This window comes from Bizionia gelidisalsuginis (genome assembly GCF_008086185.1).
Classification (GTDB): domain Bacteria; phylum Bacteroidota; class Bacteroidia; order Flavobacteriales; family Flavobacteriaceae; genus Bizionia; species Bizionia saleffrena.
The window spans coordinates 1-11,887 of the sequence record NZ_VSKN01000002.1; the positions used below are offsets into that span (position 1 = coordinate 1).

The 11,887-nt window shown below is 35.9% G+C and carries 12 protein-coding genes; 8 read left to right on the plus strand and 4 right to left on the minus strand.

Features of this window, described 5'->3' with window-relative positions:
* Window positions 1–181: transposase (locus tag ES677_RS02015; RefSeq protein ID WP_148380285.1), on the minus strand; the 181-nt coding region annotated here is incomplete at its 3' end.
* A gap of 137 nt (window positions 182–318) precedes the next feature.
* Between ES677_RS02015 and ES677_RS02020 the strand changes: the two genes are divergently transcribed.
* From ES677_RS02020 to arsB, 8 genes are all read left to right on the plus strand, one after another.
* Window positions 319–747, plus strand: coding sequence for a hypothetical protein (locus ES677_RS02020; protein ID WP_148380286.1), 429 nt, complete (start codon window positions 319–321; stop codon window positions 745–747).
* Window positions 748–986: 239 nt separating this feature from the next.
* Entirely contained in the window at window positions 987–2,102 is a 1,116-nt protein-coding gene (locus ES677_RS02025; RefSeq protein ID WP_148368027.1) for a DUF2914 domain-containing protein, read from the plus strand.
* Between the two features lie 227 nt (window positions 2,103–2,329).
* Window positions 2,330–3,364: a flavin monoamine oxidase family protein gene (locus ES677_RS02030; protein WP_148380287.1), complete on the plus strand. Its 1,035-nt coding sequence runs from the start codon at window positions 2,330–2,332 to the stop codon at window positions 3,362–3,364.
* Window positions 3,365–3,684: 320 nt separating this feature from the next.
* The gene (locus ES677_RS02035) at window positions 3,685–4,725 is read left to right on the plus strand and encodes a transporter substrate-binding domain-containing protein (protein ID WP_211357854.1); all 1,041 of its coding nucleotides are present in this window, start codon (window positions 3,685–3,687) and stop codon (window positions 4,723–4,725) included.
* Window positions 4,726–5,230: 505 nt separating this feature from the next.
* On the plus strand, window positions 5,231–5,563 hold the full coding sequence (locus ES677_RS02040) for an ArsR/SmtB family transcription factor (protein WP_148368029.1): 333 nt from the start codon (window positions 5,231–5,233) through the stop codon (window positions 5,561–5,563).
* 42 nt (window positions 5,564–5,605) lie between these two features.
* Window positions 5,606–6,073, plus strand: a complete 468-nt coding sequence (locus tag ES677_RS02045) for a DUF6428 family protein (protein WP_148380289.1) — start codon at window positions 5,606–5,608, stop codon at window positions 6,071–6,073.
* Between the two features lie 25 nt (window positions 6,074–6,098).
* On the plus strand, window positions 6,099–6,719 hold the full coding sequence (locus tag ES677_RS02050; RefSeq protein WP_148368031.1) for an arsenate-mycothiol transferase ArsC: 621 nt from the start codon (window positions 6,099–6,101) through the stop codon (window positions 6,717–6,719).
* Between the two features lie 3 nt (window positions 6,720–6,722).
* Window positions 6,723–7,772 (plus strand): ACR3 family arsenite efflux transporter, encoded by a 1,050-nt coding sequence (gene arsB, locus ES677_RS02055; protein WP_148368032.1) that lies wholly within the window; start codon window positions 6,723–6,725, stop codon window positions 7,770–7,772.
* Between the two features lie 38 nt (window positions 7,773–7,810).
* On the opposite strand, the gene ES677_RS02060 is transcribed toward arsB, so the two are convergent.
* The 3 genes from ES677_RS02060 to ES677_RS02070 form a co-directional block, all read right to left on the minus strand.
* Window positions 7,811–8,500, minus strand: coding sequence for a tetratricopeptide repeat protein (locus ES677_RS02060; protein ID WP_148380290.1), 690 nt, complete (start codon window positions 8,498–8,500; stop codon window positions 7,811–7,813).
* Between the two features lie 112 nt (window positions 8,501–8,612).
* Complete coding sequence (locus tag ES677_RS02065; protein ID WP_148368034.1) at window positions 8,613–9,545, minus strand: peptidylprolyl isomerase; 933 nt, start codon at window positions 9,543–9,545, stop codon at window positions 8,613–8,615.
* Between the two features lie 130 nt (window positions 9,546–9,675).
* A complete protein-coding gene (locus tag ES677_RS02070) occupies window positions 9,676–11,868 on the minus strand; it encodes a RecQ family ATP-dependent DNA helicase (RefSeq protein WP_148380291.1) in 2,193 nt (730 codons plus the stop codon).
* Window positions 11,869–11,887: the final 19 nt, after the last annotated feature.

The window sequence follows — 11,887 nt, forward strand, 5'->3', positions numbered from 1 at the left end:
AATTACCATTGCCAGGGAAACTTCCCGATTCAAAAGCTTCAAATTCTTTACGCCACTTGTATAAAAGAGTAACCTTGATACCTAGTTCTCTTGCTAGTTCTGACAGGTTCTTTCTGTCCTTACTTAATTCTACAGCTTGTCGTTTAAAAGCTGGATCATATTTCTTTCGCTCTTGTGTCATAAGTTAAATGTAAGACTTTATGCTTAACTTGTACTGTCCGCTAAATTAGCACATCCAGACTTCTATTTTTACATTTCTTTTTTATCGTACAATGAATAATAATACCTAAAATCCTAAGACTCCTATTATATCATAATATGAAAAAAACTAAACAACTGTTATTCGCAATAACCGCTTTAATAACCTTAAACTTATTTTCTCAAGACATTTCAATACATAACAATATTGCCTTGGTTAATGGTAAAGAGTACGTTTCTATAAATAAGAAAAAAAGCGATGAATATAGTATTAGTAGCTTAAAAACTAACGAAAAAATTATTGTAGTTAAAACCAACAAAAGATTTAATACTTATAAAAATGAATATGTACTGTTGCCAACAGTCACGTTTGTAGATTTAAATAAAACTTGGGATTTTGAGACTGAAAGTATAACGAATGAAAAAGATGTGATTAGGTTTATTTATAACCTTAAAATAGTTTCCTTAAGTGGTGAAGTAAATAAAGAAATGGCTTTAGAATACTATGACTATTTTGAAAAACAATCTAAAACTCAATCGCAAAATTAAGAACAGAATGCTAAATATCAGCTCTATTACTATAGCCTATAATGGTAATATATTCTGCTTTATTCCAAAGACTAGCAATGCACTTTTTAGTAGATTAAGAGATGGTAATTAAAATTTTCAAACAAAAAAGAATAATTATTGCCTAATAAGCAAGCTATAAAAATCTATTATTATTTTTACAGTCCAAGGATTAAAACTCACTGTTATTTTTCATATTTTTAAACTCTTTTAAAGGAAATATGAACAGCGCAATAGAAAGGTTTAAAAATAGTCGATTTCGCAATGCCATTCAAAAATATCAAAAATATTTACTGATATGCTTTTTTGTTGGTGGCTTTATTTTCGATTCCTTAACTCTTGGTCGTATCGATCGTATTTACGATTTAGTGGTTCTGTGTTTACACATGACTTCTTTAACCGTAACGCTGTACCTCTATAATTTAATGGATGATGGTAAATGGAAAAACACCTTTTTAGAACGTTATCAGATTTATTTTTCTCTAGCCATTCAGTTTTTCTTTGGTGGGTTGTCTAGCGCTTACGTTATTTATTTCTCCAGAAGTGTTTCATTATCCAAAACCATTACCTTTTTTATTATTCTGCTAGCATTGCTGCTGGCAAATGAATTACTAAAAAAGCGAATTTCCAATAAGTATTTACAATTTAGCGTCTATTTTTTTCTTAGCTTCACGTTCTTCGCCTTTATGATACCGGTTTTTATAAAGAAAATGAATACCCCTGTTTTTATTTATTCCGGTTTGGTCAGTTTAGCCGTAACGCTTTTATTAATAACTTTTATTTATAGAAAAAGCCCTAGCACTCGTGCAGAAATAAGAATTGTTAAACTATTCAGTATTATTTTAGTAATATACGTTACCATAAACACATTTTATTTTACAAACCTTATTCCGCCAGTGCCATTGGCTTTAGATGCTGGGATGGTTGCACACAACGTTCAAAAACAAAACAATAGTTATTTAGTGACTTACGAGCGAGATGAATGGTATATATTTTGGCGAGATCATAGACTAGAGTTTATATATGAACCCGGTGAAAGGGTTTATATTTTCACCTCTATTTTTGCACCGACCGAAATTAAGAAATCAATTTTTCACCGTTGGAAATGGTTTAATAAAAACACTAATAATTGGGAACTTGTAGACAATATTAGTTATAAAATAACGGGCGGTCGTGATGCTGGTTTTCGCGGTTACACATATAAAAACAACGTGAAACCGGGGCTTTGGAAAGTCGACGTTACCACCAAGGAAGGCTTAATTTTAGGCGTCATTGATTTTGAAATTATTATAGACACGAACTTGAAACCTAAAAAACGTATTCAGCGACGGTTTTAACAATTTGAAAGTAGACAGACACTAAGGGGATTCACTACCTTATATTCTATAAAGATTAGAAGGTATGTAAAATGGTTTCTACTCTTAATTAGGGCGTTAACCGATTAAAAAAAACAAACAATAAAACTAACAATTATGTAAGTTGAACTATTAAAATAGTCTTAAATAGGTGTTTTTTCACCCTTGAAGGTGAGATAAATTAAGAGCAACTTCAGTATTTTTGCAGTATGATACTAATAATTGGAGCAGGTTTATCGGGTCTTTTAATAGGTTACCACTTAAAAAAACAAGACATTCCGTTTAAAATACTAGAAGCGAGAGATCGCGTTGGTGGCCGCATAAATACTATTTATGGACCAAACTACCCACCTATTGAGATGGGAGCCACTTGGTTTACACACCAGCACAAGCAGCTACTATCGCTTTTAAATGAATTGGAAATAGAATACTTTGAACAGTTTATGGACCGCACCGTTTTCTTTCAAGCAGGTTCTACTTCAAAAACTCAAACTATAGAAATCCCTCCGCAAGCCCCGAGTTTTAGAATTTCTGGAGGAACAGCGCATCTCATAAACACTCTAGTCAAAAAATTGGATAAAAACGACATCCTGTTAAATCAGACGGTAAAGCACCTTAAATTTAAAGACAATTCTGTTCAGGTTATTGCAGAAGAAGTTATTGAAGGTACTGCGGTAGTATTAGCAATCCCTCCTAAATTATGGGCAAACAGAATTACATTTAAACCAGAGCTCCCAATCAATCTTTCAGAAATTGCAAAGCAAACACATACCTGGATGGAGGACTCCATAAAGGTAGCGTTAAGTTATACCACGCCTTTTTGGCAAGAGAATAACAAACCGGGCACTTTATTTAGTCAGTCCGGTCCCATTACAGAATTTTATGATCACTGCAACCACAAAAGGTCTAAGTATGCTCTCTGTGGCTTTATGAATTCAGCTTTAAAAACGCTAACAGCTTCCCAAAGAAAATCAATTGTGATTGAACAGATTACAGCGGTGTTTGGTTTGAAAGCAAAAGATTTTATTACCTATGAAGAATGTGTATGGAGTAATGACGTAAATACTTTTGAACCCTCCGAAGTGTATCCTCATCAGAATAACGGAAACCCCATTTTTAGAGACGCCTTTTTTGATGGTAAAGTCTTTATTTCAAGTTCTGAAGCGGCATCAGAATTTCCTGGATATATGGAAGGTGCAATACGCTCAGCGAATGCAATAGCTAAAAAAATAAAGGAAAGATAACAATTCTACTGATTAATTATCTCCAATAGAGAGGTGCAAAAAAGCAAACACGATTGTTTAACTTTTTTGAGAAGAAAGTTAGCGGTTTTAACAAAACTCTTGAATTCAACTAATAAACGACGATGTTTACTTCCTTTTATTTATTTTAGTAAAAAAGTAGACTACAAACACATTTGCAACGGTTGGTTAGTCCTTTCATTCTAGTTTGAATTCACTCTTTATAATAGCTTTTAGAACAATAGAACACACAACGCACGATGCTTTACAATTTATCAAAACACTTATTATTATTTATTTTTCAAATATCTTGTACCCTTTCAATGCAAGTTCATGCACAAACGAAAGCAACAGATACTATTAAAAGTACGTTGCGCGTTGGGGTTTCGGGAAGTGAACCCTTTGTTTTTAGTGAAAGTGATAACGGCATAGCTGTAGAGATATGGGATAGAATAGCTGAAAAGAAGGACTGGAATTTTAAATACATTCCGTTTACAAATGTTGAAGATGCACTGAACGCTTTAGAGAAAAAGGAGCTAGATCTGGTGGTTGGCCCCATAAGTATTACGTCAAAGCGCGTAGAAAGTATGCGATTCTCGCAACCCTTTTATAATTCGAGTATATCGATAATATCACGAATTGGGAATCAGACGTTTTGGCAAAAAATAAAACCACTATTTAGTTTTAAATTAATAATAGCTGTTGGTATCTTTCTAATTATCTTGGCCGGTGTTGGCTCGCTGTTTTGGTTGGCCGAACGCAAAGAATCCCCAGAACAGTTTCCTCACGATCCTGTAAAAGGTATTGGTACAGGTATGTGGTTGGCTATTGTAACGATGAGTACCACGGGTTACGGCGATAAAGCACCCATAACTTTAGCGGGCCGCATAATTGCAGGCTCTTGGATGATTATCTCCATAATTTTTGCCACCTCTATGGTAGCAGGAATAGCGAGCACACTAACGTTAACCTCTATTGGGTCGACTACCATTACAAATTTAGAACAACTTTCCGGTCGCAAAGCCGCTACGATTTCCGGGTCTCCAGCGGCTCAGTTTTTGACCAAATCTAAAATAAAATCTATTGGTGTTGCTAGTTTAGATATCGCAATGGAGAAATTAGAAAATCAAGAAGTAGAGGCTGTGGTATACGACCGGCCTCAATTATTATACTTCTTAAAAAATAATGAAAGTGATAACGAAACACTAAGCATAAGTAAAGCCGAATACTATAAACAGGGCTATGGCTTTGCGTTCCCGTTAAATTCAGAACTGGTATATAGCGTTAACAGAACTTTATTGGAGCTCGCCGAAAACCAAGAAACCGAAGGTATCATCCACGATTATATTCAAAAAGATGAATGATTTTAGCGTGATAGTGTTTTTAGCGCCTTAAAAAGATTTTGTTTACTATATGAATGATCTTAAATTCTAGAGACAAGAAACGAGACGTACTGCGTATTATTTTTATTAATTGAAAACGATTGTCTAGTTAAATCATTGCACCCGAGAAAAACTAAAATCGGAACCTAGAAATTATCTAGTGGTTTGTTGTTTGTGAATTTATAAATTACCTCTCGACTGCGATAGAGGGAACAGTTTTATTTCAAATTAGTATTATGTGGCAGAACTTTTCGACGAAACTGTAACACAAACTTAAATCGGGATCTCTTATAGAAACACAAATTTAGGCCACCTATTGTCTGGTCAATCGCCGTCGAAAAACTAAATAGAAAGATACTATTAAATCTAAACAAGCAGCTTCAAAATCTGTATACTAAAACAAGAAACCCATACATTCTCAAAATTTATCAAACAAACAATACCGTTTTAATTCTATTAATCGTAATATTGCAATAAACAAATCACTATGGGAATTACTAAATCCGAAATATTTACCCTTCAGCAAAACGAAATAGCAACATTTGCTAAAGTTTTCGGGCACCCAGCACGTGTAGCTATCCTTCAGCATTTATTTAAAATAAACACCTGTGTTTGTGGCGATTTAGTCAGCATTATTGGATTAGCACAACCTACCATTTCTCAGCATCTAAAAGAATTAAAAAACTTAGGACTGATAAAAGGAACGATTGAAGGCACGAGCGTGTGCTATTGTATTGACAAAGACAATTGGTTAAATATGAAGACTATTATGATTACATTTTTAGATCAAGACTATTCTGAAACCGATCAGTGCTGCTAGAAAACAAACTATTACATCGTAATTAACGAAGAAAAAAAACTTATGACATTATCTCAAATTAAAGCCATATTGAAAGAAGTTGAAACCATCGCTTTTCAATTACCCGATGGCACTTTGGTACCACAACATTTTCACGTTACCGAAGTGGGGAAAATAACGAAACATTTTATAGACTGTGGCGGAACGGTGAGACACGAAGAAGTTATTAATTTTCAATTATGGAACACCGATGATTACGACCACCGTTTACATCCTGAAAAGCTTTTAAATATTATCGCGCTATCAGAAAACCTTTTAGAGCTTCAAGATTTGGCGATTGAAGTGGAATACCAAGGACAAACTATAGAAAAATATGGACTTGGCTACAACGGTTCTCAATTTCTATTAACGACAACGGCGACCGACTGCTTGGCAAAAGACCACTGTGGTATTCCAGAGACTAAACAGCAATTAAATTTCAAAGATATTGAAACAGGGAGTTCTTGCGCGCCGGGATCTGGTTGTTGTTAATTGCAATACGAAATAAAACGACGCTATGAATGCCATATTTCCTGAGATTAAAAAACTGTTACGGAGTTTAGCGGTTGAAACCATAACACCACATCGAAAAAACATATTGGATCCTATTATCGAAGAGATACAGCAAAAGGTAACTCAAAATAAAGAGATAAGACTAAATTTTATCTGTACTCACAACTCGCGTCGCAGTCATTTAGCACAAATATGGGCACAAACTCTAGCATATTATTACAATATCCATAAGGTTCACTGTTATTCGGCAGGCACAGAAGCCACAGCGTTATTCCCTAAGGTTATTGCTACATTGCAGCAAACGGGCTTTCAAATCACCACACTGTCTGGAGCCGAAAATCCAGTATATAGTATAAAATACGCCACTAACGCACCCCCAATTATCGGGTTCTCGAAAGCAACAGAACACCCATTTAATCCTAAAACGGCGTTTATTGCAATAATGACGTGCTCTCAAGCCGATGAAGGATGCCCTTTCATAGCCGGAGCTGAACGTCGTTTTTCGCTCACCTATAGCGATCCAAAACGTTATGATAACACACCAAAAGCAGCAGACGAATATAATCAAACAAGTTTGCAAATTGCTACCGAACTATATTACGTATTCTCTAAAATTAAAGCCTAAACAATGAGCACACCAAAAAAACTAAACCTCTTAGATCGCAACTTAACGGTATGGATACTCATTGCAATGCTCCTTGGGGTTGGCATAGGATTTTTCTTTCCGAAATTTCCCGCAGTTGTTACTAGTTTAAGTAGCGGCTCGACAAATATTCCAATTGCTATTGGGTTAATTGTAATGATGTATCCACCACTAGCAAAAGTTAATTATGCCTTACTTCCTAAAGTGTTTAAAAACACTAAAATATTATCGATCTCCCTACTGTTAAACTGGGTTATTGGTCCGATTTTAATGTTTGTTTTAGCGCTTATTTTTCTCCAAGATCACCCCGGCTATATGGTCGGTTTAATATTAATTGGTTTAGCACGCTGTATTGCTATGGTGCTCGTTTGGAACGATCTTGCCGAAGGCAGCAGCGAATACGGCGCTGGTCTGGTCGCCCTAAACAGTGTATTTCAAGTATTTGCTTATAGTTTTTATGCTTGGTTATTTATTACCGTTCTTCCGCCCTACTTTGGTTTTGAAGGCGCTATCGTAGATATCTCTATTGCGACTATTGCCGAAAGTGTGGCCATTTATTTAGGTCTTCCGTTTTTACTAGGTATTGTTAGCCGTTATGTTTTGGTGAAAAAGAAAGGAGAAGTATGGTATAATACCGTGTTTATCCCTAAAATATCACCGCTAACCTTAATCGCTCTATTATTTACTATTGTGATTATGTTTTCTTTAAAAGGAGAACTTATTGTACAGATTCCTTACGATGTTGTGATTATTGCGATACCACTCGTTTTATACTTTATTATTATGTTTGCAATTGGCTTTTTTGTAACTAAAGCTAGTGGTGCCAACTACGACAAAACAGCTGCCGTGGCGTTTACCGCTGCAGGAAACAATTTCGAATTAGCGATTGCTGTTGCCATTGCCGTTTTCGGACTCCAATCAGATCAAGCTTTTGCTGGGGTCATAGGACCGTTAGTAGAAGTCCCTGCACTAATTCTTTTGGTACGCGTGTCTTTTTGGCTCAGGAAGAAGTACTTCACAAACATAACAAACTGATTATAAAGATACTCTCACGCGCCTAAAAGTAACAAGCACTACTCTTTGTTATACCCTTTAATATACCGTTTGGCGCTTGGGTTTCCGCTATCTAATGTTAACGATTTTGAATAGTTAATAAAAGCGTCCAAGCTGTCACCGCTTTTTAAATAGGCGTCTGCCAAACTATCGTAAACATTTGCGCTTTCAGGATACAAGGCCACATTCATTTTAAAAATGGCTATCGCATCATCGAACGCGTCATTGCGTAACGTTTCGTAACCATAAGTATTGAACTTTTTTTCTTCAATAAAAATACTCGCCGAATCTTCAACCTGAATCTGTAAATAACCTTTCAAAGCCTTGTCATAATCTTTATTTAGCAAATAATAGCTTGGCACGTGTTGCGAATCGCGCAGTTTTTTATAATCGTACGTTACAGCAGCATCCCCAATCACTTCCGATAAATAGTAAAGGCTATCGGCTGGATTTAAAACCAATCGCATTTTTTTATTCATTTCTTTTACATAAAATGTATGGTCGTCTAAAAGCAACGGCTTTATATCTTTAGCCCCCAACCAATCTACTAATAAGGTATTGTTATTATAATGAATACCAATCACGGCATCCGGATGTAATAAATAACGCCCAGCAGTGTGTTGCTGAAAAGCTTCAGTAAATTGATCCTGATCGGAACAACTTAATACGAAAACAATTAAAAAGAAGGAGCACAAAGAAAATGGTTTCATCAGAATTATAGTTTTGATTGCTGGATTTCTAAATAAAATAGAAAAAAATGAAGCACAAAAAAAACGCCCCATACCTATGAGACGTTTAATTAGTGTATTTGTTACGTGCGGACTACTTAACAGCCATTAATTCTACATCGAAAATTAAAGTTGCATCTGGTGGAATAACTCCTCCTGCACCGCGAGCTCCGTATCCTAAATCGCTAGGCACAACAAAACGCGCTTTATCGCCAACGTGCAAAAGGCTAACACCTTCATCCCATCCTGCAATAACTTGTCCCATTCCTAAGGCGAAATCTATAGGAGAATTACGTTTGTAAGACGAATCGAAAACCGTTCCATCAGTTAATGTTCCTTTATAGTGTACCGAAACTGTTTTTCCTTTTTCTGCTTTTGCTCCGTTTCCTTTTTGTATAATTTGGTAACGTAAACCACTTTCTGTCGTTTCAAAACCCGTAGCATATTGTTCTAATTCTGCTGCTTTTGCTGCGCGCTCTTCAGCGATAAGTGTTTCACGAGAACCTTCAAAGGTTCTAAATGCTTCTATAGCATTAAATTTCTCAGCGGCGTCTCCTACTCTAACAATTTCTAAAGTTTCAATAACATCGCTTTTTGCAATAGCATCTACAACATCTTGTCCTTCTATAACTTTTCCGAAAACGGTGTGGTTACCATCTAACCAATCGGTAGCGATATGTGTGATAAAAAACTGACTCCCGTTAGTTCCAGGTCCTGCGTTGGCCATCGATAATACGCCCGGTCCATCGTGTTTTAATTCTGGATGAAACTCATCGTCGAATTTATACCCTGGGTTTCCAGTTCCTGCTCCTTGTGGACACCCACCTTGGATCATAAAATCTGTAATTACTCTGTGAAATTTTAAGCCGTCGTAATAAGGCGTACCCTGCGGTTTTGCAGTGTTTTCCATATTCCCTTCTGCTAAAGCCACAAAGTTACCTACCGTTCCAGGTGCTTTTTCAAATTCTAAATTAACTAATATAACACCTTTGTTAGTGTTAAATTTTGCATATAAACCGTCTTGCATTGTCTTGTTTTTTTATGAATGGCAAAGATAGTAAGGTTTTACGAATTACGTTTTATCATTTTACATCTTTTTAAAAAGGCCTTTTAATAAAAATCAGCCCAAAACATGATTATTTTAGGCTGATGGTCTTTTAATTTGCGACTTCGCTCATAAATTTGATGCGATAGAGTCGCAATTCTTCATCGTCGTAATCGCCATCAAACTCATCGATCGCGTTATCTATTTTATCAGATTCAGATTCCATAAAATAATCGTGAAGCTCTTCTTGTTGGTCTTCATCTAATATATCGTCTATCCAATAATCGATATTCAATTTTGTTCCAGAAAACACAATCGCTTCCATTTCTTTTATAAAATCAGACATTTCCATACCTTTTGCCGACGAGATATCGGTTAACGGTAATTTCCTGTCTACGTTTTGAATAATGTATAATTTAAGACCCGATTTGGTTCCGGTAGATTTCACTACCAAATCGTCTGGTCTCACAATATCATTGTCTTCGACATATTGTGAAATTAGAGCCACAAAGTCTTTACCGTATTTTTTTGCCTTCCCTTCTCCTACACCGTGTGCATAAGCTAACTCGGCAACAGTAATCGGGTATTTTAGCGCCATATCTTCTAACGACGGGTCTTGAAAAATGACAAATGGTGGCACCCCTCGTTTTTTTGCATTGGTTTTACGAAGACTCTTAAGTAACGTCATTAATTGATGGTCTACAACAGTTCCACTCCCTTTGGAAGCCGTAATAATACTATCGTCATGTGCGGCGTTAAATAAATGATCTTCCGTCATCAAAAATGAGGTCGGGTTTTTTATAAAATCTAATCCGGCGTTATTAATCTTTATAACACCGTAGGTTTCAATATCTTTTTTAAGATATCCCGTCACTAATATTTGGCGTATTAAAGCCATCCAATACGTGTTTTCTTTATGTTTACCGGTTCCAAAAAAAGGCTTGGTTTCGGTTTTATGAGATTTTATTAAAGCATTTTCTTTACCTATAATAACGTTTACCAAATCTTTAGACTTGTACTTCTCCATTGTTTTCTTAACGATTTCCAACAGTAATTTAACGTTCTCTTTAGCTTCGTGTTGCTTTTTAGGAAAACGCATATTATCATCTAAATCACCTCCTTCTCCGGTTTCGTTATCGAATTCTTCACCAAAATAATGAAGTATAAATTTACGTCTCGATATAGAAGTTTCGGCAAATGCCACAACTTCTTGTAATAGCGCCTGACCAATTTCTTGCTCGGCAACGGGTTTCCCCGACATAAATTTTTCTAATTTCTCAATGTCCTTGTAATTGTAAAACGCTAAACAATGCCCTTCGCCACCGTCGCGACCCGCACGACCAGTTTCTTGGTAATAACTTTCTATACTTTTAGGAATATCGTGGTGGATAACAAAACGCACATCGGGTTTGTCAATTCCCATACCAAAAGCAATAGTCGCCACAACCACATCAATATCTTCCATTAAGAACATATCTTGATGCTTTACACGGGTTTTGGCGTCTAGACCAGCGTGGTACGGCAAGGCTTTAATACCGTTAACTTGTAGTACTTGCGAGAGCTCTTCTACACGTTTCCGACTTAAACAGTAGATAATACCTGTTTTACCTTCATTTTGTTTAACAAATCGGATGATATCTGCATCTACGCTTTTCGTTTTCGGACGTATTTCGTAGTATAAATTAGGACGATTAAAAGACGCTTTAAAGGTTCTTGCGTTAGACATTCCTAAGTTTTTCAAAATATCTTCTTGAACTTTAGGAGTTGCCGTAGCCGTTAAACCAATAATAGGAATATTGTCGCCAATACGCTCTATTATCTGTTTTAAATTTCTGTATTCTGGTCTAAAATCGTGTCCCCATTCACTAATACAATGGGCCTCGTCAACAGCCATAAATGAAATTTTTACACTGCGTAAAAATTCTACATTCTCTTCTTTGGTAAGAGACTCGGGTGCAACATATAAAAGCTTCGTTATACCATCGGTAATATCTTGCTTTACTTGTTTAACTTCAGTTTTGTTTAACGATGAGTTTAACACATGCGCAACTCCATGCTCATCAGAAACACCACGAATGGCATCGACCTGATTTTTCATTAAAGCAATTAAAGGCGATACAACAATAGCTGTGCCCTCTTGCATTAATGCGGGAAGTTGATAACATAAGGATTTCCCACCGCCAGTAGGCATTATAACAAAGGTACTTTCTTTGGCTAAAATACTCTTGATAACGGCTTCTTGTAATCCTTTAAATTCGCTGAAGCCAAAGAAGGTTTTTAGTGCTGAATGTAATTCACTTTTCACTAGTAACTCAATTGGTTTT

Bases quoted from the DNA above. Each gene is read 5' to 3' on its own strand.
- ES677_RS02020 (WP_148380286.1), top strand. From the start codon at position 319: ATGAAAAAAACTAAACAACTGTTATTCGCAATAACCGCTTTAATAACC.
- ES677_RS02025 (WP_148368027.1), top strand. From the start codon at position 987: ATGAACAGCGCAATAGAAAGGTTTAAAAATAGTCGATTTCGCAATGCC.
- ES677_RS02030 (WP_148380287.1), top strand. From the start codon at position 2,330: ATGATACTAATAATTGGAGCAGGTTTATCGGGTCTTTTAATAGGTTAC.
- ES677_RS02035 (WP_211357854.1), top strand. From the start codon at position 3,685: ATGCAAGTTCATGCACAAACGAAAGCAACAGATACTATTAAAAGTACG.
- ES677_RS02040 (WP_148368029.1), top strand. From the start codon at position 5,231: ATGGGAATTACTAAATCCGAAATATTTACCCTTCAGCAAAACGAAATA.
- ES677_RS02045 (WP_148380289.1), top strand. From the start codon at position 5,606: ATGACATTATCTCAAATTAAAGCCATATTGAAAGAAGTTGAAACCATC.
- ES677_RS02050 (WP_148368031.1), top strand. From the start codon at position 6,099: ATGAATGCCATATTTCCTGAGATTAAAAAACTGTTACGGAGTTTAGCG.
- arsB (WP_148368032.1), top strand. From the start codon at position 6,723: ATGAGCACACCAAAAAAACTAAACCTCTTAGATCGCAACTTAACGGTA.
- ES677_RS02060 (WP_148380290.1), bottom strand. From the start codon at position 8,500: ATGAAACCATTTTCTTTGTGCTCCTTCTTTTTAATTGTTTTCGTATTA.
- ES677_RS02065 (WP_148368034.1), bottom strand. From the start codon at position 9,545: ATGCAAGACGGTTTATATGCAAAATTTAACACTAACAAAGGTGTTATA.